A 25,214-nucleotide genomic window follows, 5' to 3' on the forward strand; every position below is an offset into this window, starting at 1 on the left:
ACAGCGCGGACACCCGACCAGGGGCACAACGCGGACGCCCGACCCGAAGCACAGCGCGGACACCCGACCAGGGGCACAACGCGGACGCCCGACCCGAAGCACAGCGCGGACACCCGACCAGGGGCACAACGCGGACGCCCGACCCGCAGGCAACACGGCAGCCTGACCAGAGACGCAACGTGGACGCCCAACTCGCGGGCCACGCGACCGCTTGACCCGAGGCCACACGGACGGACGCCCCAGAGCCGTACGGCAGCCGACCTCTCAGCTGGACGGATGCCTGACCTGAGGCCGCACGGCAGCCGACCCGCGGCTCAGCGCCTGCCCGACTTGTGGGCCACGCGAGCGCCTGACCCGAGGCCACACGAGCACCCAGCCCCGGACCGCGGAGGCCATGCGCACGGCCGCCCTAGAGCCGCACGGCAGCCGATCTGAGACGGCCAGGCCACCCAGGCCACCGTGTCGACGTTCGTCCCAGCACGGCAGGTGACCGGGGGCGGCTAGCCGAGGGTGGCGCAGACGGCGTCGAGGACGGCGGTCTTGAGGTCGGGCTCGGGGACGTCGGTGAGCATGGCCGTGCAGTCGCTGAGGCCGCCGACCGCGACGATCGCCCGGGTCCGCTGGGCGAGGGTCGGGGCAGGGCCGAAGAGCAGGGTGGTGAGGCGACGGCCCCAGTCGGTCACCTCGGCCGCCAGGTTGAGGTCGGCGAGCACGCTCGGGTCTTGCATGACCAGCTTGGTGATGTTGCGGTGGCGGTACGTGACGTCGAAGTAGGCGCCGAGCACGGCCCGGCGGTCGGTGGTGTCGCCGGGCCAGCGGCCGGACTCGATGTCGTCGAGCAGCGCGGACACCTCGTCGACCAGGGGCTGGAACAGGCTGCGGACGAGCTCCTCGCGCGACCCGAAGTGGTAGTAGAGCGCGGGCTTGCTGATGCCGACGCGCTCCGCGATCTCGCGCAGGCTCGCCTGGGCGACACCCTTCTCCGCGATCAGCTCGATCGCGACGGCGCGGATGCGGTCGGCGGTCTCTGTGGTCCTCACCCTTGGCACGCGTCACATCCTACTTTACTTACCGGAAGGTAAGTGCTCTCCTTTACCTATCGGTAAGTAAACGATCGTAGGGGGAGCCATGCACGTGCTCATCTCCGGCGCGAGCGTCGCCGGGCCCGTCCTCGCGTACTGGCTGCACCGCAACGGGCACCGGGTCACCGTCGTCGAGCGGACGGCGCGGCCGCGGCTCGGCGACGGTGGCCACGCGGTGGACCTGCTCGGCCCGGCCGTCGAGGTCGTCGCCCGGATGGGGCTGCTGCCGCAGGTCGAGGCCGCCCGCACCACCGCGGACACGATGACCCTGATCCGGCCCGGCCGGCCCGACGTCACGATCGACGGGGCCCAGCTCCTCGCCGGCGTCTCCGACCGGCACGTCGAGATCATGCGGGGCGACCTCGCCCGGATCCTGTTCGAGGCGACGCGGGAGCACGTCTCGTACACCTTCGGCACCAGCATCACGGAGCTGGTGGAGCGCGACGGGGGCGTCCACGCGGCCTTCTCCGACGGCACGTCCGGCGGCTTCGACCTGGTCGTCGGCGCCGACGGGATGCACTCCGGGGTGCGGCGGCTGGTGTTCGGCCCGGAGGAGGGGCACAGCCACTTCCTCGGCGGCTGCCTGGCCGTGTTCAGCGTCCCGGACCTCGTCGGGCTCGACGGGCGGGTCCTCGGGTACAACAGCGTCAACAAGGCGGTCGCGCTCTATCCGACGAAGATCCCCGGCCGCGCCAGGGTGGTGGTCCTGTTCCGCGCCGCGGAGCCCGCGCCCCGCGACCCGGCCGCGCAGCGGCGGCTGCTGCGCGACGTCTGCGCCGGCCTCGGCTGGGAGGTGCCGCGCCTGCTGGAGCACCTGGACGCCGCCGACGACTTCTACCTCGACTCGATCAGCCAGATCCGGCTGCCGTCCTGGTCCCGGGGGCGGATCACCCTCGCGGGCGACGCGGGCTACGGGCCCGGCCCCGCGGTCGGCGGCGGCAGCAGCCTCGCGATCGTCGGCGCGTATGTCCTCGCCTCCGAGCTGGCGGCGGCCGGCGACGACCATGTGCCGGGGTTCGCGGCGTACGAGCGGGCCATGGCCGGCGCGGTCGCGGCCAGCCGCACGATCGGCCCCTCGGTCCTCGGCACCCTGATCCCGCGCAGCGAGCTGCAGGTCTGGACGATGGCCCAGGCGCTGCGCGTGCTGCCCCGGCTGCCCGGCTTCGTGCAGCGCAAGCTCACCTCGTTCGGGGGCGGGCCGGCGGCGATGCTCAACGGGGTGCGGCTGCGCGACCCTCTAGTGTTGCGGGCATGAACCGGGTGGTCGCCGCCGACGCGGCCGGGCTGCGCCGCGCCGCCGAGCTGCTGCGGCAGGAGTCCGTCTGCGCGTTCCCGACCGAGACGGTCTACGGGCTCGGCGCGCACGCGTTCTCCGCCCGGGCGGTCGCCGAGGTGTACCGGTTGAAGCACCGCCCCTCGTGGAACCCGCTCATCGTGCACGTCGCGACGACCGCGGAGGCCGAGGCGCTCGCGCACGAGTGGCCTCCGGCGGCGCGCCTGCTCGCCGAGCGGTTCTGGCCCGGGCCGCTCAGCCTCGTCGTGGAGCGCGCGCACCACCTGCCGGCGAACGGCGGGCCGCCCACCATCGCGATCCGGGTCCCGGCCCACCCGGTCGCGCTGGCCCTGCTGCGCGAGTGCGGGCTGCCCCTGGCGGCACCGAGCGCGAACCGGTCCGAGAGCATCTCGCCGACGACCGCGGAGCACGTGATCCGCAGCCTGCCGGACGTGCCGCTGGTCCTGGACGGCGGCGCGTGCCGGCTCGGCATCGAGTCCACCGTCGTCGACGTGACCGTGTCGCCGCCGCGGCTGCTGCGTCCGGGCGCGCTGAGCCTGCGGGCGATCCGCGACGTGGTCGGCGCGCTTCAGCTGTCACGCCCTTCCGGCAGCTCCGGGCAGTTGCCCGGCTCCGCCGAGGCCGCTCCGGAGGTACGGTCGCCGGGCCTCGCGCATCGCCACTACGCGCCGCGGGCCCGGCTCCGGCTCGTCGACGACCCCGCCGCGCTGGTGGAAGGGTCCGACCCGGGGACCGTCGGCATCCTCACGCACCTGCCGGCGGCCGCCGAGGGGGCGCACGTCGAGCTGCTGTCCGCGGACCCGCTCGAGTACGGCGCCGACCTGTACGCCGCCCTGCACCGCCTCGACGACGCCGGCGTGGCGACGATCCTGGCCCAGCACCCGCCCCACGGCGACGACTGGCTGGCGATCCGCGACCGGCTGACCCGGGCGTCCGCCCAGTAGGTCCGAGCGGGACGGCGACCCCCCGTCTGAGTCGCCGGCCCGTCCCGACCGCCGAAATGCTGCCGGTTCCCACTGCCGTGCCGCTGCCGGTATGCTGCCGTCCGACCGTCTGCGGCACTGACCAGCAGCTTTCTGCCGGACCACAGCACGAGGGATTGGATGGACGGCGGATTCCGCTTCGAGATCCTCGGCCCGCTGCGGGCCTGGGCCGGCGAGCGACCGGTCAACCTCGGCCCCGCCAAGCAGCGCGCCGTCCTCGGCGTCCTGCTCCTGCAGCCCGGCCGTCCCGTGCCACCCGCTCAGATCATCGACGCCGTCTGGCCGCACGACCTCCCTGACAACGCGCTTCCGGAGAACGCGACCAACGTCCTGCAGAAGTACGTCGCCGCGCTGCGCCGCCTGCTGGAGCCGGACCGGTCGCCGCGGACCCCGTCGCGCCTGCTGACCCTCGACGAGGGCGGCTACCGGCTGGCGATCGAGCCGGCCGCCGTCGACGTGACCGAGTTCGAGGCGCACGTCGACGCGGCCACCGCCGCGCACGCCGCCGGCCGCGACGACGACGCCGCCGACGGCTTCCGGGCCGGGCTGCGGCTGTGGAAGGGCGAGCCGTTCGCGGGGCTCGGCGGGCCGGCGTTCGAGGCGGTGCGGGTGCGGCTCGGCGAGCGGCGCGTGTCGGCGTCCGAGGCGCTCGCGGAGATCCGGCTGCGCCGCGGCGAGCACCGGGAGCTCGTTGCCGACCTGACCGCCCTCGTCGAGGAGTTCCCCCTGCACGAGCGGCTCCGCCAGCTGCTCATGCTGTCGCTGTACCGCAGCGGCCGCCCCACGGACGCGCTGCAGACCTTCCGGGAGCTGCGGTCACGGCTGGACGACCAGCACGGCATCGAACCGGGCGAGCCGCTGCAGGACCTCCAGCGGCGCATCCTGCGCTCCGACCCCACCCTGGCGCTGCCGTCGTCGCCGGTACCGCCGACGCACACCGCACCGTCGTCGTCCTCCGCCGCGCCGATCTCCGCGGCGTCGTGGGAGCCGGTCAGCCCGGCGCCGGTGGAGTCCTCCGTCAGCCCGGCGCCGGTGGAGTCCTCCGTCAGCCCCGCACCGTTCCTGGCCGCTCCCGGGCCCCCGCCCCCTCCGCCGGTGCTGTTCCCGATGCCGATGCTGGTGGCGGCGCCGGTGGGGATGCGGCGCTGGCCACCCTTCGCCGTCGGGGTCGACCCGTACTTCGGCCACGAGTTCAACCGGCAGCCGTGGATCACCTGGATCGAGACGCTGGTCGGCATCGTCCTCAGCGCCTGCACGCTGTCCACGTTCGCCTGGGTGCCGTTCCTGTACCACGGTGCCCGCCGGCGCAGCCGTCCGCTGCTCGCCGTCGCCCTCGGGTACTTCGCCGTGGCGGTGACGTACTGGACCGTCGAGATCATCTACCTCGAGGACGACCTGTCGCAGCCACCGCTGGCGGAGGCGGTCGCGATGCTGTCGCTCTTCAGCGTCTCGCTCGGCGCGCCCGTCCACGTCCTGCTGATCAACGAGCACCTGCGGCACCTGTGGCGGCGCCGCCGCAGCGGCCCGCTCGAGCGGCGCGAGCGCGCCCGGCAGCTGCTGGTCACCAGCCCGGTGGCCCGGTTCGCGCTCGCGATCGGCCGGCCCGACCTGCCCCGCCGGCACAACGACGGCGGCCTCATCGACGTCAACGCCGTGCCCGACCACGTGCTGCTCGACATCAGGGGCATGCGCCCGGCCGTGGCGCACCGGGTCATCGCGGACCGCGCCGCCCGCGGCCCGTTCGTGTCGATGCTGGACCTGGCGCTGCGCTGCGGCGTGAGCCCCGACGACACCGCCGCGTACAACGACCGCCTGCTCTTCCTGCCGCCGCCCGTCGTTCCCCGCCCGCCGGTCCTGCACGGCTAGCCCCGGCACCACGCCGGCGCCCGCGACCGCCCACCGGTCGCGCACGCGAAGGCCCGCACGCAAAGGCAAGCACGCGGCAGGCACCACGGTCAGCACCGGCACCCGGCCACCGCCACGCCCGGCGGCACGGTCCGGGCCGCCGCGGCCACCGCCTCCAGCATCGCGTCGCGCCGCTCCGGCGTGATCAGCTCGCCCCGGACGACGACGGCGTGGATCCGCCGGGTGTTGCGGATGTCGGCGAGCGGGTCGGCGTCCAGCACCACCAGGTCGGCCGCCGCCCCCTGCCGCACTGTGCCGGAGCCGAGCCCGAGGAACCGCGCCGGGTCGCGGGTCGCCGCCTGCAGCGCGCGCATCGGCGGCAGGCCGGCCCGGACCAGCAGCTCCAGCTCGTCGTGCAGGCTGAACCCGGGGTACACGTAGGACGTGCCGGTGTCGGTCCCGGCCAGCACCGGCACGCCCGCGCGGTGCAGCGCGCCGACGAACCGGACCCGGTGCCCGAAGAGCTCCTCGTGCTCGGCGGCCTCCTGCGGGGTGCGCCCGTCGAGGTAGATCTCCTGCATCGCGAAGTCCCACCCGGCGCGGACCTCCGCGGGGATGTACCGCAGCCGCGGGTCGTCGGCGTCGACGGTGCCCGGCAGGTCCAGGACGCGGTGCATGACGAGCGTCGGCGTCTGGTGGCTGTCGTTGCCGCGCAGCCGCCGGAAGACGCGGGCGGCCCGCGCCGGGTCGAACGTCCGGGCCGCGGTGACCTCGAGCGGGTGGACCCGGTGCAGCCAGCCGTTGTAGTCGCCGGCCTCGACCACCAGCCGGGACAGGGCGCGGCGGATCTCGTCCTCGTGGCCGGAGGTGGCGTACCAGGTGGTGAAGACGTGCTCGAAGCTGCGCTGCCCCAGGTCGCTCGCGGCGGTCACCGGCACGGCGTCGGGGCAGTGCCCGGCGAACTCCAGCCCGAGCCGGTGCGCCTCCTGCGCGATCGCGGTGAACGATTCCGCGGACAGCCGGCTGTACACCTTGACGAAGTCGGCCCCGTCGGCGGCGACCTGCCGGACCGCCGCCCGGGCCTGCGCCGCGTCGGCGACCTCGACGTAGGGCGCGCCGAGCCCCGTCCACAGCGACGGCGACCCGTCGATGAGCGGGCTGGCGATCACCGACCGCGGGCCGAGGAGCGTGCCCTCGGCGACCCGCCGCCGCCACTCGTGCAGCGTCGGGTAGCCCGACATCTCCCGCACGGTGGTGACGCCGTTGACGAGGTAGAGCGGCGGGTCGACCGTGTCGATGCCGCTGCTGTGCACGTGCGCGTCGGTGAGGCCCGGGATGACGAACCGGCGGCGGCCGTCGACGACCGCGGCGTCGCCGGGGATCCGGACGCTCCGTGCCGGCCCGAGCGCGGCGATCCGGTCGCCGCGGGCGAGGACGGTCATGTCGTGGCGGGGCGGCGCGCCGGTCGCGTCGATGACGGTACAGCCGACGATCGCGACGGCGCCCCGGGTGGCGGCGGCGGTACCGGTACCGGTGACGAGGCCGGCACCGAGGCCGACGCCGGTCCCGAGCACCGCCCGGCGGGAGATGTTGAAATCCATGCCGATAACTCTTCGCCGTGCCGCGCCGCGGGTCAGTGGCGCCAGCGCGCCGGTCGGGGGTGGGGAAAACCCCACCTCCGGCACACGGGAAGAACAAGGAAGGGCGGGCGCCCCCGAAGCGCCCGCCCTTCCCGGCTTCACCGGCTTACCGGTTCACCGTTGTGCTGTTACCACGGCTGAGGCGCCGGGGGCACGACGACCGGCGGGCGGTCGTCGCAGGTGATGGTGTTCGGCAGCTCCCACGACGCGAGCCACGGGCCCGTGGTGCCGCCGCCGTCGTTGCCGCCCTTGTCGACGACCGAGAACTCGGAGCCGGCCGGGGTGAAGTGGAACGTGCCGCAGTTGTTGATGCCGACGGCACCGACGTTGCGGGCGTCCACGTTCTCGAACGAGGCGGAGCCGGCGACCCGGGCGCTGAGCACCGAGGTGCCCGTGCCGTCGACCCGGATGTCCTTGAACTTCACGCCGTTGATGGAGTAGAGGTCCTTCACCGGCCAGTCCGAGACCATCATGATCGCGTTGTAGGTGTTGTCGAGGAAGTGGTCCCCGGTGACCTGGATGTCGGCGTCGATGGTCTTGTCGAGCGCCATGAACCAGATGGCGCCGAGGCCGATGTTCCAGTTCAGCTCGTACGTGCCGGCGCGGACCGTCGTGTTGTCGGTGACCTTCACGTAGCCGGTGAACGCCTCCGCGCCGAAGCGGGAGCCGATGTGGATCGCGCTGCCCTCACGGATCGGGTCCGCGACGAGGTTGTTGGACACCGTGGTGTCCTTGCCGCCGTAGATCGCGATGCCGTTGGCGAGGACCGGGGTCTGCACCGTGTTGTGGTCGAACGTGTTGCCCGCGTTCGCCGTCTTCTCCGACCACATGGCCAGGCCGTCGTCGCCGGAGTTGCGGACGAAGTTGTTGGACACGCTGGAGTTGGTGACGCCGGTGTGGAAGTTGAGGCCGTCCGCGATCTGGTCGACGATCACGTTGTTGGTGATCTTCGTGTTGGACATCGGGCCGTCGAACCACAGGCCGACCTTGGTGTGCTGGATGTACAGGCCGTCGATCGTCGAGTCGCTCATCGCGCCGCCGATGCCGTTGACCTGGTCGGTGTCGATGCGCTCGCGCACGTCACCGATGATCGAGAAGCCGGACAGGTGGACGTTCTTGCTGCCGCCGTCCTGGGCGTACTTGCCGTAGAACCCGACACCCGTGTGGATCGAGTTGTCCGGCGCCGGCGTGCTCAGGGCGACCTCTTTGCCCTTGATGATGGTGTACCAGTTGCCGGCGCCCTCGATCGTGACGTCGTCGACGAGGATGTGGCGGTTCACCTGGTACGTGCCCGGCGGGATGTAGACCTTCAGGTGCGTCTTCTTGGCGAACGCGATGGCCTTGTCGATCGCGTCGGCCGAGTCACGCCGGCCCGACGGGTCCGCGCCGAACAGCAGCACGTTCGCCGCGATGATGCTGATCTTCGGGGCACCGACGAGCTCGGAGTCGAGCAGGTCGATGACCGTCCACGCGGCGCTGTTCTTCGGCGCGGTCAGCCGCACCGTGTCGCCGGCCTTGTACGTCTTGCCCAGCAGCAGCCGCTGCTCGTCGTAGAAGTGGTTCGGCCGGAACGGGGTGGTGATCGTCGGCGCGGGCGTGGTGGCGGCCGGCACGCAGGCGCACTCGGTGATCCACCAGTCGGGGTGCAGCAGGCCCGCGTTCGGGTCGTTCGAGAACGGGTACTGGTTGTACAGCCACGAGTACTGCGACGTGAGCGTCATCGTGGTCTTCTTGCCGCCGTTGACCGTCACGTCCAGCGGCGAGGTGATGCCGCCGCCGTTGGGCGCGTCGGGGATGCTGTAGCGCACGTTGATCGCGTTGGCGCTCTTCGGCAGCGTGAACTCGACGTACTGGCCGGGGAGCAGCTTCACCGCGCTGCGGCCCGACGCCTCGGCGGGCAGCGTGTAGGCCGTGCGGTCCGGCCCGATGACGGTGCCGTTCGTCTTGGCCTTCTCGGCCTCCTGCTCGACGAACGCGACGCTGGCGCCGCGGCCCGCGCTCAACGCCGGGTCGATGGCGGCGCGGGTCACCGCCGGTGCGGCTCCGGGGTTTCCGGCGACGGCCGGGCCGGCACCGGTGACCACGACACCGACGCCGACCGCCGCGGCTGTCGCCGCGGCGGCCCAGCGCGGTAAGGGTCCAATGCTGCGTGACATCGACGACTCGATTCTCTCGGGAGGAGGGCGGACGCCCGAGACGCTCTACGGCGGGGCGGCGCCATGAGGATGAGGGTGAGGTGACATTAGGACCCTCATCCCGCACTCCACAAGGTCCTGCGAAATATTTACGCAACGTTGCAGCCAGATCTGTCGTCGCCTTGTCGGTTCTTTGCAGCAAACTGACGCGATGTTTGCGGTACACGGGCATGCAAAAGCGGCGGAATCCGGCACCCGGATCCCGCCGCTCGGTTTGTCCGCGGCCCTACGCCTGCGTGCCGATGTTGACCATCCACGGGATGCCGAACTGGTCGACGCAGGCGCCGAACTCGTCGCCCCACATCTGCTTCTCCAGCGGGACGCTCACCTTCCCGCTCGCAGACAGCTTCTCCCAGTACCCACGCAGCTCCGCGGCATCGTCACCGCTGAGGCTGACCGTGATGTGGTCACCTGGGTTGTGCGCCATCTCCGGCGGCGTGTCGGACCCCATGATCGTGTAGCCGCTCGCGGTCTCCAGCTGCCCGTGCATGATCTGGTCCGCGATCGGCCCGGCCTCGGGGTTGAACTCGCCGAACGTGTTGAGCCGCAGCGTCCCGCCGAAGACGCTCTGGTAGAACTCCATCGCCTGGCGGGCGTTGCCACGGAAACTCAGGTACGGATTGAGCCGAGAGGTCATCACAAACTCCCTTGGTCGCGATGGACGCCGTCGACCCGACCCTAGGCCCCCGCCACCCCCACCGGCCCCGATTCACGCTTTCCCCCACGGCCGGTTCGTCTTTCCCACGGCTTGCACGCCGCCAGCACCGCCGACAGGACCAGCACCGCCGACAGCGGCACGAACATGACGCCCCCGACGAAGCCCATCGCCGGATACGCCACGTCCTTGTCCACGACCCCGCTCAGCCCCGCGACCCCGAGCGCCAGCAGCACCACGTCGCTGCCCAGCCACCCCACCGCCGTGACGACACGCAGCGTCTGCACGGCCTTCCGCCACCACGGCGTGAACCTCATCCCCCCACCCTGCCGCACGCCGCGCCACCGGTCGTCGACCCAGCGCGGTAACCCCGCCTACTCCCACCGTCGTACACGCCCCGCCCCTCGCCGTCCGGCTGACGGCGGCGGCCGGTGCGGGGGTCCGGTCCGACACGAACGGGTGCGAATCCGCAGCATCGTGAATGGCTCGGCCGGGTCCGGGGTACGGGTCCCGCTTGACGACGCGCCGGCAGACGGCCGGACGCACCCGGCAGGGGCGGCAGGACAGCGTCAGTCGGGTGCCACGGTGGCGCGACCGCGACGGTGGTCGCACCCGTCGCCGGTCACCGTCCACAGGCGGTGGCCCGAGACGATCGCACCGGAGGAGCCCGGCATGCATCGGCACACCCCGCAGACCGTCGTGGCAGGCCTGACAGCCGCCGCGCTCGGCACCGCAGTCATGGCAGCACCGGCGGACGGGAGCGCACCGGCACGGCCCGCCGCTGCCGTCGACGAACTGGCGGACTTCCAGCCGACCGAGATCAGCCGGTCGGAGCAGCAGTACGGGCTGGTCGACCAATCGACCACGTTCGACGACGCCATCGACAAGTTCAAGGGGCAGGACATCCCCCAGGCGACCCTCACCGACGTCCTCGAGGACGCGAACCACAGCGCCGAGGCCCCGTGCGGCGTGCCGCCGACCGCCGACTCGGTCCAGTTCTGCTGGAACGACGAGGACAGCGACGGCACCACCTGGATCCCGCAGGGCCTCACCGGCTCGTGGGACGCCGACGCCGACGGCCGGTGGAACGGGCACCGGGCGATCGCGGCGACCTGGTACGACGACAAGGGCCGCGACGGCACGAAACGGGGCAGCCGCATCACGTTCGTCAACTACGACGACGCGGGCAAGCCCGAGTACCGGCACGTGCTGCTCGTCGTGCCGTTCCGCAACGGCGAATCCTTCCAGGCGGTGCGGTCGCACGGCGTACGTGACGTCACGGCCAACATGAACGGCGCGATCACGTTCGGCGACGCACCCGGATTCGTGCTGAGCACCAGCGAGTACGGCCGCAGGCCCGGGTGGCTGCACCGCGCCACCGTCGGGACCTCGAACCAGCACACCAAGGTCCTGCTCGGCGGCCCGGAGGACCTCACCTACCAGCCCCAGGGCAAGCGGATGTGGACGCTGACCGAGCACAACGGCAGACGGACCGTCTTCGGCATCCCCCTGTCCTCCATCGGATAAGCGAACCCGTTGTCCGGGCACCGCTGCCACTTGCACAGTTTTCTTGTACATCAGGCCAGCGAGCTCGGGGGTGCCATGCGCACGGTCAGCTATTCAGAGGTCCGGCAGAACCTGGCCAAGCTGCTCGACCACGTGGCGGACGACGCCGAGAGGTCGTGATCACCCGCTCCGGCCATGAGTCCGCGGTGGTCATCTCGCTGCGTGAGTACGAGTCGCTGGAGGAGACGGCGTACCTGATGGCGAGCCCGGCCAACGCCCATCGCTTGAACGAGGCGATCGACGAGCTCCGCGGCGGCGGCGAGGTGCACGACCTGCTCGACCCGGACGAGGCGCCGGCGGCGTGAAGGTGCAGTTCGCTGGCCGCAGCTGGGACGACTACCTGAGCTGGCAGCAGGACCGCAGATGCTCCGGCGGGTGAACGCGTTGATCGAGGACATCCGCCGCAACGGTCATGAGGGCATCGGCAAGCCCGAGCAGCTGCGCGGCAACTGGTCGGGCTTCTGTTCGCGGCGCATCGACCATGAGCACCGCCTGGTGTACCGGATCGCCGACGACACGGTTCAGATCGCGCAGTGCCGCTACCACTACGAATGACCGGCCACCCGCCGCAGCAGCAGTCTCCAGAGGGAGCGGGGGTGAGAATCCCCCGCCCGCGGCTTGTCGCGGAGCATCACGGTGGGCCGCCAGGGACTCGAACCCTGAACCTACGGAGTCGCGGCAATGCGGTTCGGTGAAGCTGGAATCGTTGCTACACAAGGGTTCCAGCTTTGGCGTGGTCCGGCTCGGTGCGGTCGGTTGCTGTACTTTGCTGCTGTACTTTCTCCGGTCCTGACACGTCGCGTGACAGGTCGTACAATTTCTTGTACGTCTCGGTTCGGAGTTCGGGGGATGCCATGCGCACGGTCAGCTACTCAGAGGTTCGGCAGAACCTGGCCAAAATGCTGGACCACGTCGTAGACGACGCCGAGGAGGTCGTGATCACCCGCTCCGGTCATGAGTCTGCGGTCATCATCTCGCTGCGCGAGTACGAGTCGCTGAAGGAGACCGCGTACTTGATGGCGAGCCCGGCGAACGCCCGCCGGCTGAACGAGGCCATCGAGGAGCTGCGCGCGGGCGGCGGCGAGGTGCACGACCTGATCGACCCGGACGAGGCGTCGGCCGCATGAAGGTGCAGTTCGCCAGTCGCGGCTGGGAGGACTACCTGAGTTGGCAGCAGGACCGGCAGATGCTCCGCCGGGTGAACACTCTGATCGAGGACATCCGCCGCAACGGCCACCAGGGAATTGGCAAACCGGAACAGCTCCGCGGCAACTGGGCCGGCTTCTGGTCGCGGCGCATCGATCAGGAGCATCGTCTGGTGTATCGGATCTTCGACGACACCGTGCAGATCGCGCAGTGCCGCTACCACTACGAATGACCCGTCGCGCTCTCGACAGCGGTGGGGTAGCGGCCGGCGGACCTGTGCCACCGCGGTGCTGTGCCACACCACCACGCACGGTGCGCTGGGCGGGGTTCTGAGGCGCGCGCTCAGAGAGGCGGCGCCCTCACCGGTGCCAGGCTTGTAGGAAGGGCCGACCAGGTCAAGGTGGAGCGCCCTACTGGACGAACGACCTTGACCTGGTCGGCCCTTCTCTAAGAATGACGCCGGGGAGGGTGTCGCCGGACCGCAAGTGACGCACGGACCTCAGGGCGGGTCGGGTGCTCAGCTACACGCGGAGGGTGCGGCTGCGGGAGCGACGGTCTTCCGCCCGACGGACGTCGCGGCAGCCAAAATCTGCTGGAGCCCGTATGACCGTGCCTGTCCGACTGTGGCTCCGCATTGAAGACGTTTGGCATGTAGTAGCTCTGGCGCGTCCGAGTTCAGCCCTGGCGTGGCGTCCCTGCCGGCGGGCTTCCGGCGCCGGCGCGAAGCGCCGGGCGTCGCCTGCCCGCCGAGCTGGGTCACCACGTCGGGGCTGCGCCGAAGGCGCCTTGATCTAATACAGCCAAATTCGGCAATCGCCGGATCGGACAATGTCGTGTCCCGGCTGACGCTTGACACCCGCGTCCCACCTGATGCTTGACGTGCCCACTGGGGTGGGCGTGGAGCCACTAACAGTCGCTGACGAGGACGCGGCCGGATCGCAGCATGCGCGTACATGTGATCAAGCGTGGTCAACGGCATGACAGTGGCATCGTTCCGTCGACGTTGCATCAAGATTTTTCATGAATGCGCGAGTGGTCGGCACCGGTGTGCTGGCCGATGGCGGCTACAGTGTTGGGCAGCGTTCGGCCCCCGGTCTTCGGGTCGGAGGATGAAAGCTGTTAGAAGCGTATGTCGGCAGGCGTCGAGTGCTTTCAACATTCTCGGCTCCACGTCGGCCGCATCCGGTGGCGAACAGTTGGCTAGGGCCGACGCAGGAGGCAGTTCAACACGAAAGAAGACACATCTCAACTGCGACGGAGAGGATTCCGAGTGAAAGGCACCTGACACCACTGAACCAATCACCCGCCGGGATGCGGCTCATGCTGCTCCCTAATAGCAAAGTTCGAACCCGTAGGAGTTTCATGAATCAGAAGCACCAGGGCTAACAGTCTTGTTGGGGGATACCGCGAGCGTCATCGTCGCGGTGTCCATGACCGTGACACTACTCATCGTTTCCCTCTTGGTATGGAGCCTTTCGAGAATGGCCCACAGGGATGGAAGTGAGCTGGATGTCACCGTCAAGCCACGCGAGATTCGCCTCACTCAACGGCCGTACGCAGTTCCAAGAATCGAAGTAGAGCAGTCACCGAATCGAGGCGCCTCTAAACAAACCGACGATCCCCGCCAGCAACCGACTCTGAAGCCCAGCCGCAAACCTCCAGCTTCTCCCGCCGGCAAGTCGCGGCGGAAGAAGTCAGATCGGAGGCGCCGCTGACATTCGGCCCGCCGCAGGCGGGCCTTTGTCACGCAAGGGCTGGAGTTGCCCGCATGCTTACAATCTTCCTGATCAACAGGCCGGTGATGTTCACGCCCGTCGCGAGAGCTGCCAGGGTCGGATCGATGTCGCTTAGTTGAAGCTATCCGGGTCCAGCACATTACGTGCACCGGGCGGTTTCCCGGCAAACAGGGCGCTTGCCAGTGTGAATCGCAGTCCTTCTAGCCAGGTCGCCGCGTCTTCTAGGTCGACTCGGGCCTTCTCCAATTCGTGCATGCTCTGTAGACCAGGGCCGTTCGCCTTAGGGTGATGAGTTTTCCATTCCGCCATCGAGCCCCGCTCAGCGAGTAGGCGGTCCAATTCGTCCTGTCCTCCGATCTCTGCAAGCAGCTGCACGCTGACGAACTCACTTCTGTCCGCTGGCGTCCAAATGCTGTGAGCAACCGCATGGCGGGCCTCAATTCGCTTCTGAACCTCGTTAATATTTGCGAGAGCCCACGAAAGGAGCTGACCTTCAAAGAGTTCTTCGGTTCGCCGTCGCAATTCCTTCAAAAGCATGCTGCTGTTCCTCTTGAGCAGCTCATCAAACTCATCTGGATGCTTAATCGCAAGCAAAGCAAGGGCGAGTTGACGATCGACGCGGGCTGCCGCTACGGCCACGCGTCCCATCTCAGCCAAGATCTCGATAGGTGGGTAAAGCGGACTCCATCTGGCCTGCGTCCAGTCGAATCCGCTGCCATCCTGAGGTTGGTCGTCCGGCTCCCTATCCATGCCGTCCATTCTAATCGCGGTGAGTGAACGGGCGTACAATCGCATGGCTGGCCGATCATGCACCGATCAGCTCGTAGTTTGTCGATCAGAGTTCACCCCTTTGCGCATGATACGGCCGCAGGTGAGAAGCTGTAGACGTGTCCCGAGACCAAGCCGCAGCCGAGCCCGACCGTCTAACCATCGCCGCGCCGGCTCCAGACCGCAGCGCCGAGGTGCGCCTTCTTCGCTCTGCCGCCAAGTGGATGGACGATGCGCTGAACGCCTGGGCTGTGGATGACTACGGGAAGGTGGCGGTCCTCGCTCCGCTCGCTGTTGAACACCTAGGAAAGGCTGTTCTATGGCGCGAAAACCCAGTTCTTGTAGTCCCCTTGACGCCCGACGCCGAAGCCTCGCTATTCAGCCTCGCTACCCAGCCTGACCTGGCGTCGCCGAAGCTGCGAACTGTGGGCCTCGCGATCCTCCTTCGACGCCTCGCGCAGCTCCTCGGTGGGCTGCCAATTGACCCGAAGCGGTGCACTCGGATGGTGGAGATCCGCAACGGCGCTATGCATGTCGGATCACCAGCGCAATCCAGACATGTGCTCATTGACTGCTTGGCAGTCTGCGGAGTTCTGCTTGAGCGTATGGGCGAGGACCCTCGGACGTTCTACGGAGGCCACCAAGTAAACGTCCTCGCCTTGCTCGATGAGCAGCGAACGGAGGTAGGGCACCGCGTCGCGGCGAAGCTCGCGAGGGCGCGTCGCCAACTCAGCGAGCTTGAACAACGTCTCGACGGCGAGCTGTTCGAAGAGACCACCGAACGGCTTGAGGCATCCGCAGCGGACGCACTCGACCCTGACGACTTTGGCATCGGTTTGTGGGGGGTCGACGCTACCTGTCCTGAGTGTGGCTCAAAGGGTCGACTGTTCGGTCATGTTGATGTGGATGCCGAGGTTGACTACGACGTCGAACCACTGGGCAACGGCAAATACGATTCATACCCTGTTCTCGCTGGTTGGTCGGTTGCGCTTTCGCCGAGAGCCTTCGCTTGTAACGTCTGTCGGCTAACTCTCCAAGGACCTGAGGAACTGGCTGAAAGCGGGCTTCCGGCTTCTCGGCACGAGGTCGCCTTGGAGGATCTAGGCGAGGACTTCGACCCAGAGCTCTTCGCTGACTCCGAGTACGGAATTCCGGACTGATCGGGAGTAATGCGACTGGCACCCCTGAAAAGTAACCGTTCATCGTCACGCCACGATCGGATGCGCTGTATTCGGCGTGTGTGTGCGCCGCCACGGACGCACACGCATCACCGAACGTAGCCAGGATGACCGAACAACCGAGGCCGGCTGTCGCGGATGTGCTGGGACGGATCCGTCAAGCGTGTGGTGGGACTAGACAGCCGGATCGGACAAGGCATGAGAGCTGTGAAAGCTACAGTCGTCGCTGACGCCGACCTGGTTATTCAGCATCCGTGTTTGAGGTGTTAGCGGAGATCTCCGGGCCAGGCGCAGACTCAGCAGACCGTTGCAACGGAGCTTGAACCGAGCCGTCGAGTTCGCGGATAGCGGTCGTTTCGTCTGCGACGGGAACATCCACCAGCTGATGCTCTAAGTACGATGAAACTGTGGCGGCGTATTCCGCGGAAGCGGAAGCCTCCTCCATCAAAAACTTCATCATTGCAGCCTTAGCGGGACCTTCGGGCATGCTGAAGACTTGATCGACTAGTGGGGTTAGGCGGTCTAGACGCTCTTTTCTGCGCTCTAGCAGATAAGTTCTATTCAGCCCTAGCACTCTAACTGTGATTTGCCCGCGGTCGCTGGCCGCCTTATGGGTAACCCAAGGTCCGTAGAACCTTAGGTGATCTTTCGGATCTTCGCCGAATGGATTGATAATCGGGAGATTGACGTCCCAGTAGTCGCGCTTGTGATTATTGCACAACTGGCACACGTAGCCCAGATTTGTCCAGTCGACAACAAGGCTTGGATCGATCGAGACGGGAACAATGTGCTCAATGTCGCCAAACAGGGCATGACTGATTTTCGATTCACAGTAGATGCACTTGCCGAACGCCTCGACTGCGATCGCGCTCTTGACCGTGGCATGGCGATAGCGGGCTGGAATCTCGGACCTCTTCTTGCCTGCCGCTATTGCTCCAAGATATTCCTGTTTCCAGGTCTCAGCATTTGAAGTCAGGACTGCTGGCTCCTGAGCCTTCTGTAGTCGAATCAACTGACATCCCGCCGACTCTGCAACATTCGGGTGAGGGCGTCTGGTGTGTAATCTTCGAGCCCGGCGTCGCGGAGTTCTCGTCGCAACTCGTCAATGGTGTCGCTATCAATTGCGTCAACGCTCTCGAAGCGTTGGGCAATCGAGGAAAGCTTTCCCTCCACCCATACTGGCATCGTGACTTCCAGTCCGAGACCGGTCCTCAGAACCTCATTAGCGGATCCGCTCTTATCAAGTGTGTCGAGAAGTTGAGCGGAAACTCGATTGCTCTCGTCGAATCTAAGCGAGTAGACGCGAGCAGAGGGGTCAGCCGAAACAACGAACGGACTATGGGTCGAAACTATGATTTGGCTCCGCGGGAAGGCGCCTAGTAGCTTCGGCATCAATTCACGTTGGAGCGACGGGTGAAGATGATTTTCAGGCTCATCGATCAACAGGGCGAAGTCGCGATTCGGGTTAGCTAGTACGAACAAGTAGACCTGCCAGACCAGGTCGATGATCGCACCAACACCCCCTGACGCACCTTCGAGTGGAAAGTCGCCGGAGTCCGTTTGCAAGACGACTTCGGGCATTTCGATGCGAAGGCTATGGAAGCCGATGTCGGCGGGTAGAACTTGCCGAAGCAGGTCCTCAAATCCGCGAAAAGCTTCAAGTGCCACTGGATTTGGTGAGAGAATTTCGGAGCCTGGTCCGAAAACTGCCCAGGACACCAAAGTCTCTTTGAGTCGAAAGCTGGGCGATTGAAAGTTGTGACCCGGCCTGAATCGGTTGGCGGCCTCGCTCAGTACCGTATTGTACATTCCGCTCGCCTGAACCACGACTGTCGGAATCGTACTTATTCTTTGAAACTGGTAAAGGGGGCGATGTGAGCTAACGAAAAGGCCGACCACTTCTTTTCGTTGCGGAAGTTCTGGCTGGTACTCGTCTCCGGTCCTGGTCTGAACCCGGATATCGCTTCCTTCGCCCTGGCTGTACTCAAGGCGTCCAACACTGACGCTGGGTACATATTCCTCATTTTCGCCCTGTAGGAAGTCCCGACGTACGTCCGCGCGGAAGGTAAGGTTTCCATTCAGATATTTTGGCGTGCCCACAAGATGTGCCTGCCAGCCAAAGTGCTGGCTGAGAATTTTTAGAATCGTCGTCTTTCCAGTACCGTTCTGACCAGTCAAAACGGTCAGGCGTGGGTCAAAGTCAATTTCAAGGTCACCGAATTGTCGCCATTGGTGCAGTAGAATTTTTTTGAACAACGGTAATCCTTAGGGTCGGATGTGCTCGGCAACGTCAAAGTTGCCGGTCATGACAGCAGTTCCACGCGAGCAGATCCGGACGGCGCAACACACCGGAAGCTTGTGTCGTCGTCGTTCATATCGGAGGACGCGTCGTTGAATAGAGATGGCGTGCAGCGCAGAAACGGGCTTGTGAACGCGCTTCCCTTTAGCTCGAATCGGCCAGCCTGAGACTCGGTCGCGCACCATTCCCAGGTGTTGCCGCACATGTCGTAGACGCCGTAGGGGCTGACGCCGCTGGCGTAGCGGTCGACTGGAGTGGTGCTGCGGATGCCGTTCTCGCGGCAGTTGCACTTGGCGGGGGTGCGCTGGCTGCCCCACGGGTAGATGTCGCCGCGGGTGCCTCGGGCGGCCTTCTCCCACTGCTGGCTCGTCGGCAGCGACTTGCCGGCCCACTGGGCGTACGCGTTCGCGTCGTGCCATGTCACGAACACAATCGGGTGGTCGAGCTGGTCAGCTGGCGGCTGGCCGTCCTCCCAATGCTGGGGCGGTGTCGCACCGGTGGCGGCGATGTAGCGGGCGTAGTCGGCGTTCGTGGTCGGGTACACGTCGATGTAGAACGCCGGGAGGTAGACCGGCTCGTTGTTCGGGCCGGCGAAGTAGATGCCGGCGTCGACGAGGGTCATGAGTTTGCCGTCGACGGGGTGGCGGATGTGGTGTTCGTCGCCGACCGGGATGTCATCGTCGTGGGGCTGGCCGTTGGCGGGGTGTGACATGGTGGTCTCCTGTGCCTGAGGGGTCGGCGCAGGTCCAACGGTGTCCGCGAATCTGGCCTGGACGTCCATGCTGGACGCGGCAAGTGACGTGTCAAGAGCGGATTGGTTCACTGGCCTCGGGATGATTGCCTCTCCGCCGGCTTCCCACTTGGAGATCATCCGCTCGCTGACGCCGAGATGGCCGGCGAACTCGCGGATGCTCATGCGCTTGGCTTCGCGGAGGGCTCGAATCTCGCGGCCGGTCCAGCGTTGGACGGTGATCGTCGCCATGACCAGAAAGCTCCGTTGGGCGTCGCGGTGCTCTACAGGGACTCAGCCGGGATCTCCTCGTACTCCTTGCGGAGGGCGTCGAGGATTGGGTGATCCGCCGGAAACTCTACGTGGTCAATGGCTGTGATGGCACGCACGCCGATGGTGGTGTTGGTGGCGAACGCGGCCTGCATCTGCGAAAGGTCCTGCAACCGAACCGGGGCAAGGGTTGTGTGCTCGTGGACCTGTTGCAGCAGGCGCATCGTGACGCCCGGCAGGACTTCGGCGTTCGGCCAGATGACCTGTTCGCCGTCGTAGAACGCGACGTTCCACGTCGGGCCTTCGGAGATGTACCCGTCGGCGTCGGCGAACAGGGCGTCATCGAACCCGGCGAGCTGGGCAGTGCGGCGGTGCCACAACGCGCCGAACAGGCCGATGTGTTTCACCTGGGGCAGGTCGCGCGCGTACGTCGCCGATTGCACACGCCATGGTTCGACTGGCCCGGGCGGCACTTCGCGGGTGGTCACTAGCACCTGCGGCGTGGCTGGAGCGCTGGGGCGGCCGAGCGGTAGGTGTGGGTCGAAGACGGTGACCCTGGCGACGAACACGCCGTCGCGCCCGGCGATGGCCTGGCGTACCCAGGCGCGGATCTGCTCGCGGTCGAGCTCGGCGCCGAACAGGAGCCGGCTGTCGCGGACGAGGCGCTCAAGGTGGTGCGAGAACCCTCGGATGTGCTGGTCGTCGACGCGCATGGACGTGAAGTGTCCGTAGTTGACCATCGCCAGTGCCCGCAGCTCGTCGGGGGCTACAGGTTCGCCGTTCAGCTCCGCCATGCGACCAGTCTTGCAGCGGAAGTGCAGTGGTTGGGACATCGGGTGCAGTGAAAGTTCAGTGCTGAGGCAGCGTGAGGGCGTGGGGTCCGAACCGTACAGACGGAACCCTTAGAGCATGAGCAGCGAGCGTCGTATCTCGATGGTGGTTCAGGCCTGCACGGCCGATGCCGGCCGCGGCTCCTGCTGGGGCTGCGAGGGGCGGGGCTTCCGGGTCGCCTCTCGCCGGCGGCAGTTGAGCGTTGATGACGGGGCCGTTCGCTACGCCGTGCGGGTCTGCCCGGAGTGCCTCGGCCGGCCGCTCCTCGCTGTCTGACAGGTCCCTCAACGTCGAATGGAGGCCCGCGTGCGATCTTCTACCTTCTCGGTGGCAGAGCTGCCCGTTGCACCACAGCCCGACCTTGATGTCGACGTCCGTACGCTCCGGTCTTGGCAAGCGGCTGATGAGGACGGCGACCCGGTCCTCGTCATCAAGGACGACGACGTCACCGTCGTCATCGACATCGGCCTCGGCGGCTCATGGGACGCTGCGATCCGGGCGGCGGAAGGCCTCGGTGCGGAGGCGTTCAAGTACGCGTTGCGGCTCCGGGAGGTATGGGCGGCGCAGCAGCGGGCGGAGGACGGCTCATGACGGTGACGGCCGATCGGGTCCAGGTCGGCGGCAGCGAGGGCGCGGAGCTGCTCTACGAGATCGCGGTGACGCTGCTGCCGCTGATCGGGCGGTGTGTCGAGCTGTCGGCCGGTGAGCTGGTGACCCGGCACGGCAACCGCCTGGACAGTCCGGATGACCGGCGGCTGGTCATCGCCGACATCGCGCGGCGCTGGGAACGGCTCGACTACGTGGACCGTGCGAGCTTCGGGCGCGACTGGCGGGCGGCGGTCGCCGCGTTCACGGTCGAGTACGTGGATGCTGTCGAGGCGGAGGCGCCCGGATCGAGCGAGTACGAGCAGTGGGGGCATGAGGCGACGATGGCGCTCGTCTGGCGCCAGCACGCGGAGCGCCTGCAAGCTGAGTGACCCTGCGACGCGAACGGCCCCGATCTCTGAGCTTGCCGCTCGGGTCGGGGTCGCTCTGTTGGCTCGTCCGATCGTGGGATGACAGGAGCGAGCGACAAATATAAGCTCTTGACAAGCTATGTTGTCGTCTTGGGGTGAGCTGGTATGCCGATCGAGTACACGCCGCCGAAGTACGTGACGATCGTCAACACGCTCCAGGCTCGCATCGAGGACGGCACCTACGCGTCGGGCGAGATGCTGCCCAGCGAGACGGCACTGATGAAAGAGTTCGACACGTCCCGCCCCACGGTCGTGCGGTCGCTGGAGATTCTGCGGCAAGCCGGCTGGATCGAGACCCAGCAAGGCAAAGGCAGGTTCGCGCGATCCAAGCCGGTCGAGCCGCGGTCGTTGCCTGCGCATGCTGCCGCTCTCCTGGCGGACGAGGTCGGCGGCAACGTCCGGGTGGTCGACGTCGATGAGGTCCCGGCCCCACCGCGCGCCGCCTCGGCGTTGGACATCAGTGAGGGCGCGCCGATCGTCGTGCGTCGGCGGCTGGTGAGCGTCGACGAAGTCGGGCCTGTCGAGCTGGGCACGATCTACATGCCTGCCGATCTCGCGTCCGGTACCGATGTCGGCCTGCCCGGACCGCTCCCCGAAGGACTGCTGCGTCACGTGGCGGCTCGCAAGGGTGTGCGGTTCGACCGGGCGACGGAGCGGATCTCGGCCCGGCCGGCGACCGCCGAGGAGTGCGACCTTCTGGCGATCGAGCCCGGGGAGTGGGTGCTGACCGCCTTGTTCTCCGTCTTCGTGAAGACCGGTCAACCCGCCTTTGCGCTGGAGGTTGCGGTGCCACCTGCCCGGCAGGAGTTCGAGGACTCGTTCGCGATTGCTTAGGCGGCGCGTCGGCGTTGCTCAATCTCGCTGAGATCGTCAGATTTCTCTGTCTAACTACTTAACAAGCTAGGTCTGCTCGCTACACTGAAGTCACCTGACAAGTTAAGCGGTCAAATGGAGGAGCTAGGTGGCGCTCAAAGGTGGCACGCGGTTCTCGGTCCGGTTCGAGGATGTGTTCCCGGCCGGCTGTGTGCTGGTGCCGGACTCGATCGTCGAGGCGCAGGACTACAACGAGGTGACGAAGGCCCGGACCCCGGCGGTGGACAAGCTGTCCGGCTCCCGGGTGTGGACGGTCCGGGTCATGGACATGGACCCCGATCTTGCGGGCCGGTCCCGGGAGGTCGCGGTCAAGATCTCCGCGAACGTCCAGCCGGTCCCGGACGGCGCGGGGTTCTCCCCGGTCGAGTTCGAGGGGATGACGGTCACGCCGTACGTCGGTCCGACCGGTCGGCTCGCGTACTCGTACCGCGCGTCCGGGTTCAAGACGGCGGCTCGCAAGGCCGCATAAGCAACGCAAGCGCGGGGCGGTCTGTATGCCGTAGGAAGCCGGACCGCCCCGCTGCCAACCAAGCCCATTGCTGAGGTGTGGAAGGCGGTTTCATCATGCCCATTTCTGGGCGGCGTCGCCAAGCCTGCCCCGGCCAACTCCTGCTGCTCATGCCTGTTGCGCGCGATGCGCGGGGCCGTTTCACCCGCTGGTTCACCGGGATGCCGCTGCAACTGCTGGCGGTTCGTCGGGACGGGCGGGGGCGGTTCGCTGCGCTGGCGCCTGCGTAGGAAAGGTCGAAGGTGAACAAGAACAACAACGTCCCGCTGGTCAACTTCCGGCGCCTGTCCGTCCCGGCGCCGTGGTGGCTGGTCATGTGGATCGTCATCCCGTACCTGCTGTTCAAGGCCACGGTCTGGCTCGTCCGGCTGATGCCGGTGCTGTGGCGCAACCGCACCTCCGTCACCCTCGCCGTGCTCGCCGTGTGGCTGTGGCACCGGCACGGCTGGGAGATCCTCGTCCTGTTCGCCGGTGTCACTGGCGCGACGGTCGGGGTGTGGTGGTGGCGCTGGCGGCCGTGGTGTGAGCGGTTGATCGTGCTGCCGGTGCTGTCCTGGTGGCAGCGGCTGTTCGTGTACCAGCTGCACTGGCGCGAGGCCATGACCGTCTGCCGCCTCGCCGAACGGTTCGACAGCAAGCTGAACGTGCCGCGGCTGCTGCGTGTTCGCTGCACGTACGCCACCGATGAGGTGCTGCTGCGGATGCCGCGCGGGCAGAACCCGGACGACTACCACGCGGCGGCGGCGAACCTGGCGTACTCGTTCGGCGCCCGCATCTGCCGCGTCTACTCGGGCCGACGCGACCAACCACCCGCCCGCACCAACCGGTTCCTGCGGCTCGTCGACCGGTTCCGCTACCGGGACCGTCCCCGGCTGGTGTGGCTCGTCTTCGTCCGCCGCGATCCGCTGCGCCGTACCGTGCCCGCGTTCGACGTCCCGGAAGCGACCGACTTGGAGGCGCTGCCGCTCGGCGTGCGTGAGGATCTCGTCCGGTACGTGCTGCGCCTCCTCGCCACCCACGTGCTGATCGTCGGCGCGACCCGTGCGGGCAAGGGCTCGGTGCAGTGGTCGCTGATCCGCGCGCTCGCCCCGGCGATCCGGACCGGCCTGGTGCGGCTGTGGGGCATCGACCCGAAGGGCGGCGTGGAGCTGTCCCTCGGTCGGGAGCTGTTCAGCCGGTACGAGTACGCCACGGTCCCGCCGATGGTCGCCATGCTGGAGGAACTCGTCGAGGTCATGCGCGAGCGGCAGGCCCGCATGCAGGGCAAGACCCGCGCCCACACGCCGACCCTCGACGAGCCGCTGTACGTGCTGATGGTCGACGAGATCCTTGCCCTCGTCGCGCTGCTGCAGGACACGGAGCTGCGTGCTCGGGCGAAGGCCGCGCTGGCGATGCTGCTCACGCAGGGTGCCGGCCTCGGGGTGCTGGTCATCGGTGCGACCCAGGATCCGCGCAAAGAGGTCGTCGAGCTGCGCGACTTCTTCCCGACCCGGATCGCGTTGCGGCTCAACGAACCCAACCATGTCGACCTCGTCCTCGGGCAGGGTTCCCGCGCTCGTGGGGCGCTGTGCGACCAGCTGTCCGCGCGGCCGTCCATGCGCGGCATCGGGTACGTCGTCCTCGACGACCGCCCCGAACCGGAGCGGGTCCGGTTCGCGTACGTCACCGACGACGAGATCCGCGACATGGCCACCACGTACGCCGCACCGGACGTCGTCCAGCGGCCTGCGGCGGTACCAGAGCAGCGGAGGGAACCCAGGCACCTCTACAAGCCCGGACGGCACGCGCAAGGGCCGCTGCTGCCGGACTCGCTGACGAACCTCCTCGACGGTGAGGCGGCATGACCCGCCGCTTCTACCGCCTCCGCGCACCACACGTGCTGGCCGGCTCGTCCGCCGTCACGGTCCGCGTCACCGACGACGAAGACCTCTACCTCGCGGTCGGCGCGGGCCGCCGGCGCATGTACGTGACTCCGGCTGAGGCGTGGGCGCTGTGGCGGTGCCTGTCCGAAGCCGTCGCCTCCACCGGCGAACCGCCCGACTGGATCCGCGTCCCGATCACCCCGAAGGCCCAGTGAGAACGGAGGTGCGTCACATGCGTCAGCACATCGAAGGTGCCGTCCTGGTCGTCATCCTCCTCGTGGTCGCGGGCATGGCCGGCGCCGCGTCGTTCACCCACGTCCACGACTGGACCATGGCGAACTCCCCGGCCGGTACGGCGGACTGGTTCGGCTGGGCCAACGCCGCGATCTCCGAACTCGTCCCGATCGCCTGCGCGCTCGTCATCCGGCGCCGCCGTCGCTCCGGGGAGTCGACGCGGTACCCGTTCGCCGTTCTTACGGCCGCGGTCGTGCTGTCCCTGTCGGCGCAACTGGCGGTGGCGAAGCCGGGCATCTCCGGTGGCCTGCTCGCCGCCGTGCCGGCGCTGGCGTTCATGGCCCTGGTGAAGCTCGTGCTGTCCACGAAGCCACAGCCCGCGCCGCACGAGCCGCCGTCGGTGGTCATCGACCAGGTCCCGGCGCCCGAACCGATCCCAGCGGCCGTCCCGGTGGTCCAGCGCCTCAACGGAGCTATCCCGTCCGGTGTCGTCAAGTGAAGGA

24 protein-coding genes and 2 pseudogenes are annotated in these 25,214 nt (G+C 67.8%); 16 read left to right on the top strand and 10 right to left on the bottom strand.

Annotation, left to right across the window (positions count from 1 at the left end):
* Positions 1-500: 500 nt before the first annotated feature.
* Positions 501-1,049 (bottom strand): TetR/AcrR family transcriptional regulator, encoded by a 549-nt coding sequence (locus ABZ321_RS07200; protein ID WP_354889925.1) that lies wholly within the window; start codon positions 1,047-1,049, stop codon positions 501-503.
* A 79-nt stretch (positions 1,050-1,128) separates the two neighbouring features.
* On the opposite strand from ABZ321_RS07200, the gene ABZ321_RS07205 reads away from it, so the two are divergent.
* The 3 genes from ABZ321_RS07205 to ABZ321_RS07215 all read left to right on the top strand — a co-directional run bounded on the left by ABZ321_RS07205 (position 1,129) and on the right by ABZ321_RS07215 (position 5,225).
* Positions 1,129-2,337 (top strand): FAD-dependent monooxygenase, encoded by a 1,209-nt coding sequence (locus tag ABZ321_RS07205; RefSeq protein WP_354889927.1) that lies wholly within the window; start codon positions 1,129-1,131, stop codon positions 2,335-2,337.
* Positions 2,334-3,320, top strand: coding sequence for an L-threonylcarbamoyladenylate synthase (locus ABZ321_RS07210; RefSeq protein WP_354889929.1), 987 nt, complete (start codon positions 2,334-2,336; stop codon positions 3,318-3,320). Before ABZ321_RS07205 ends, ABZ321_RS07210 begins: the two co-directional genes overlap by 4 nt.
* Before the next feature lie 159 nt (positions 3,321-3,479).
* Complete coding sequence (locus ABZ321_RS07215; protein ID WP_354889931.1) at positions 3,480-5,225, top strand: BTAD domain-containing putative transcriptional regulator; 1,746 nt, start codon at positions 3,480-3,482, stop codon at positions 5,223-5,225.
* An 89-nt stretch (positions 5,226-5,314) separates the two neighbouring features.
* On the opposite strand, the gene ABZ321_RS07220 is transcribed toward ABZ321_RS07215, so the two are convergent.
* From ABZ321_RS07220 to ABZ321_RS07235, 4 genes are all read right to left on the bottom strand, one after another.
* Entirely contained in the window at positions 5,315-6,805 is a 1,491-nt protein-coding gene (locus ABZ321_RS07220; protein WP_354889933.1) for an amidohydrolase family protein, read from the bottom strand.
* A 167-nt stretch (positions 6,806-6,972) separates the two neighbouring features.
* Positions 6,973-9,000, bottom strand: a complete 2,028-nt coding sequence (locus ABZ321_RS07225) for a glycosyl hydrolase family 28-related protein (RefSeq protein WP_354889935.1) — start codon at positions 8,998-9,000, stop codon at positions 6,973-6,975.
* A 265-nt stretch (positions 9,001-9,265) separates the two neighbouring features.
* Positions 9,266-9,676, bottom strand: coding sequence for a VOC family protein (locus ABZ321_RS07230; protein WP_344501149.1), 411 nt, complete (start codon positions 9,674-9,676; stop codon positions 9,266-9,268).
* 41 nt (positions 9,677-9,717) lie between these two features.
* A complete protein-coding gene (locus tag ABZ321_RS07235; RefSeq protein WP_354889937.1) occupies positions 9,718-10,011 on the bottom strand; it encodes a hypothetical protein in 294 nt (97 codons plus the stop codon).
* Positions 10,012-10,366: 355 nt separating this feature from the next.
* Here ABZ321_RS07235 and ABZ321_RS07240 point away from each other — a divergent pair, with 355 nt between their 5' ends.
* The 5 genes and pseudogenes from ABZ321_RS07240 (at position 10,367) to ABZ321_RS07260 (ending at position 12,638) form a co-directional block, all read left to right on the top strand.
* Positions 10,367-11,221 carry a hypothetical protein gene (locus tag ABZ321_RS07240; RefSeq protein WP_354889939.1) on the top strand — a complete coding sequence of 285 codons (855 nt, stop codon included), beginning with the start codon at positions 10,367-10,369 and terminating at the stop codon, positions 11,219-11,221.
* Positions 11,222-11,296: 75 nt separating this feature from the next.
* Positions 11,297-11,565: pseudogene (locus ABZ321_RS07245) on the top strand (type II toxin-antitoxin system prevent-host-death family antitoxin).
* Positions 11,562-11,815 (top strand): annotated as a pseudogene (locus ABZ321_RS07250) (Txe/YoeB family addiction module toxin). The pseudogenes ABZ321_RS07245 and ABZ321_RS07250 overlap by 4 nt, the downstream one beginning before the upstream one ends.
* A 299-nt stretch (positions 11,816-12,114) precedes the next feature.
* Positions 12,115-12,387 (top strand): type II toxin-antitoxin system prevent-host-death family antitoxin, encoded by a 273-nt coding sequence (locus ABZ321_RS07255; RefSeq protein ID WP_354889941.1) that lies wholly within the window; start codon positions 12,115-12,117, stop codon positions 12,385-12,387.
* Positions 12,384-12,638, top strand: a complete 255-nt coding sequence (locus ABZ321_RS07260) for a Txe/YoeB family addiction module toxin (protein ID WP_354889943.1) — start codon at positions 12,384-12,386, stop codon at positions 12,636-12,638. Before ABZ321_RS07255 ends, ABZ321_RS07260 begins: the two co-directional genes overlap by 4 nt.
* Positions 12,639-14,253: 1,615 nt before the next feature.
* Here the strand turns inward: ABZ321_RS07260 and ABZ321_RS07265 are convergent.
* Entirely contained in the window at positions 14,254-14,892 is a 639-nt protein-coding gene (locus ABZ321_RS07265) for a hypothetical protein (RefSeq protein ID WP_354889945.1), read from the bottom strand.
* A gap of 242 nt (positions 14,893-15,134) precedes the next feature.
* On the opposite strand from ABZ321_RS07265, the gene ABZ321_RS07270 reads away from it, so the two are divergent.
* Positions 15,135-16,070, top strand: a complete 936-nt coding sequence (locus ABZ321_RS07270; RefSeq protein WP_354889947.1) for a hypothetical protein — start codon at positions 15,135-15,137, stop codon at positions 16,068-16,070.
* A 259-nt stretch (positions 16,071-16,329) separates the two neighbouring features.
* Here the strand turns inward: ABZ321_RS07270 and ABZ321_RS07275 are convergent, their stop codons facing one another.
* From ABZ321_RS07275 to ABZ321_RS07290, 4 genes are read right to left on the bottom strand one after another with little or no spacing between them, the layout of a single operon-like run.
* Positions 16,330-17,100 (bottom strand): HNH endonuclease, encoded by a 771-nt coding sequence (locus tag ABZ321_RS07275; protein ID WP_354889949.1) that lies wholly within the window; start codon positions 17,098-17,100, stop codon positions 16,330-16,332.
* Complete coding sequence (locus ABZ321_RS07280) at positions 17,097-18,344, bottom strand: AAA family ATPase (RefSeq protein WP_354889951.1); 1,248 nt, start codon at positions 18,342-18,344, stop codon at positions 17,097-17,099. Before ABZ321_RS07280 ends, ABZ321_RS07275 begins: the two co-directional genes overlap by 4 nt.
* A gap of 47 nt (positions 18,345-18,391) precedes the next feature.
* On the bottom strand, positions 18,392-19,369 hold the full coding sequence (locus ABZ321_RS07285; RefSeq protein WP_354889953.1) for an SUMF1/EgtB/PvdO family nonheme iron enzyme: 978 nt from the start codon (positions 19,367-19,369) through the stop codon (positions 18,392-18,394).
* Positions 19,370-19,401: 32 nt separating this feature from the next.
* Positions 19,402-20,181, bottom strand: coding sequence for an aminotransferase class IV family protein (locus tag ABZ321_RS07290; RefSeq protein WP_354889955.1), 780 nt, complete (start codon positions 20,179-20,181; stop codon positions 19,402-19,404).
* 343 nt (positions 20,182-20,524) lie between these two features.
* Between ABZ321_RS07290 and ABZ321_RS07295 the strand changes: the two genes are divergently transcribed.
* The 7 genes from ABZ321_RS07295 to ABZ321_RS07325 all read left to right on the top strand — a co-directional run bounded on the left by ABZ321_RS07295 (position 20,525) and on the right by ABZ321_RS07325 (position 25,210).
* A complete protein-coding gene (locus tag ABZ321_RS07295) occupies positions 20,525-20,809 on the top strand; it encodes a hypothetical protein (RefSeq protein WP_354889957.1) in 285 nt (94 codons plus the stop codon).
* Positions 20,806-21,195, top strand: coding sequence for a hypothetical protein (locus ABZ321_RS07300; protein WP_354889959.1), 390 nt, complete (start codon positions 20,806-20,808; stop codon positions 21,193-21,195). The genes ABZ321_RS07295 and ABZ321_RS07300 overlap by 4 nt, the downstream gene beginning before the upstream one ends.
* Before the next feature lie 144 nt (positions 21,196-21,339).
* Positions 21,340-22,068 (top strand): GntR family transcriptional regulator, encoded by a 729-nt coding sequence (locus ABZ321_RS07305; RefSeq protein ID WP_354889960.1) that lies wholly within the window; start codon positions 21,340-21,342, stop codon positions 22,066-22,068.
* Positions 22,069-22,195: 127 nt separating this feature from the next.
* Positions 22,196-22,576, top strand: a complete 381-nt coding sequence (locus ABZ321_RS07310) for a transcriptional regulator (protein ID WP_354889962.1) — start codon at positions 22,196-22,198, stop codon at positions 22,574-22,576.
* Positions 22,577-22,857: 281 nt separating this feature from the next.
* Complete coding sequence (locus ABZ321_RS07315) at positions 22,858-24,459, top strand: FtsK/SpoIIIE domain-containing protein (protein ID WP_354889964.1); 1,602 nt, start codon at positions 22,858-22,860, stop codon at positions 24,457-24,459.
* On the top strand, positions 24,456-24,692 hold the full coding sequence (locus ABZ321_RS07320) for a spread protein (RefSeq protein WP_354889966.1): 237 nt from the start codon (positions 24,456-24,458) through the stop codon (positions 24,690-24,692). Before ABZ321_RS07315 ends, ABZ321_RS07320 begins: the two co-directional genes overlap by 4 nt.
* A gap of 17 nt (positions 24,693-24,709) precedes the next feature.
* Complete coding sequence (locus ABZ321_RS07325; RefSeq protein WP_354889968.1) at positions 24,710-25,210, top strand: DUF2637 domain-containing protein; 501 nt, start codon at positions 24,710-24,712, stop codon at positions 25,208-25,210.
* Positions 25,211-25,214 lie beyond the last annotated feature (4 nt).

Origin of the sequence: Dactylosporangium sp. NPDC006015 (assembly GCF_040614215.1) — a bacterium.
Classification (GTDB): Bacteria; Actinomycetota; Actinomycetes; order Mycobacteriales; family Micromonosporaceae; genus Dactylosporangium; species Dactylosporangium maewongense.

Excerpts from the sequence above, each read along its gene's own strand:
- ABZ321_RS07205 (WP_354889927.1), top strand. The coding sequence starts at position 1,129 with ATGCACGTGCTCATCTCCGGCGCGAGCGTCGCCGGGCCCGTCCTCGCG.
- ABZ321_RS07210 (WP_354889929.1), top strand. The coding sequence starts at position 2,334 with ATGAACCGGGTGGTCGCCGCCGACGCGGCCGGGCTGCGCCGCGCCGCC.
- ABZ321_RS07215 (WP_354889931.1), top strand. The coding sequence starts at position 3,480 with ATGGACGGCGGATTCCGCTTCGAGATCCTCGGCCCGCTGCGGGCCTGG.
- ABZ321_RS07220 (WP_354889933.1), bottom strand. The coding sequence starts at position 6,805 with ATGGATTTCAACATCTCCCGCCGGGCGGTGCTCGGGACCGGCGTCGGC.
- ABZ321_RS07225 (WP_354889935.1), bottom strand. The coding sequence starts at position 9,000 with ATGTCACGCAGCATTGGACCCTTACCGCGCTGGGCCGCCGCGGCGACA.
- ABZ321_RS07230 (WP_344501149.1), bottom strand. The coding sequence starts at position 9,676 with ATGACCTCTCGGCTCAATCCGTACCTGAGTTTCCGTGGCAACGCCCGC.
- ABZ321_RS07235 (WP_354889937.1), bottom strand. The coding sequence starts at position 10,011 with ATGAGGTTCACGCCGTGGTGGCGGAAGGCCGTGCAGACGCTGCGTGTC.
- ABZ321_RS07240 (WP_354889939.1), top strand. The coding sequence starts at position 10,367 with ATGCATCGGCACACCCCGCAGACCGTCGTGGCAGGCCTGACAGCCGCC.
- ABZ321_RS07255 (WP_354889941.1), top strand. The coding sequence starts at position 12,115 with ATGCGCACGGTCAGCTACTCAGAGGTTCGGCAGAACCTGGCCAAAATG.
- ABZ321_RS07260 (WP_354889943.1), top strand. The coding sequence starts at position 12,384 with ATGAAGGTGCAGTTCGCCAGTCGCGGCTGGGAGGACTACCTGAGTTGG.
- ABZ321_RS07265 (WP_354889945.1), bottom strand. The coding sequence starts at position 14,892 with ATGGATAGGGAGCCGGACGACCAACCTCAGGATGGCAGCGGATTCGAC.
- ABZ321_RS07270 (WP_354889947.1), top strand. The coding sequence starts at position 15,135 with ATGGACGATGCGCTGAACGCCTGGGCTGTGGATGACTACGGGAAGGTG.
- ABZ321_RS07285 (WP_354889953.1), bottom strand. The coding sequence starts at position 19,369 with ATGGCGACGATCACCGTCCAACGCTGGACCGGCCGCGAGATTCGAGCC.
- ABZ321_RS07290 (WP_354889955.1), bottom strand. The coding sequence starts at position 20,181 with ATGGCGGAGCTGAACGGCGAACCTGTAGCCCCCGACGAGCTGCGGGCA.
- ABZ321_RS07300 (WP_354889959.1), top strand. The coding sequence starts at position 20,806 with ATGACGGTGACGGCCGATCGGGTCCAGGTCGGCGGCAGCGAGGGCGCG.
- ABZ321_RS07305 (WP_354889960.1), top strand. The coding sequence starts at position 21,340 with ATGCCGATCGAGTACACGCCGCCGAAGTACGTGACGATCGTCAACACG.
- ABZ321_RS07320 (WP_354889966.1), top strand. The coding sequence starts at position 24,456 with ATGACCCGCCGCTTCTACCGCCTCCGCGCACCACACGTGCTGGCCGGC.
- ABZ321_RS07325 (WP_354889968.1), top strand. The coding sequence starts at position 24,710 with ATGCGTCAGCACATCGAAGGTGCCGTCCTGGTCGTCATCCTCCTCGTG.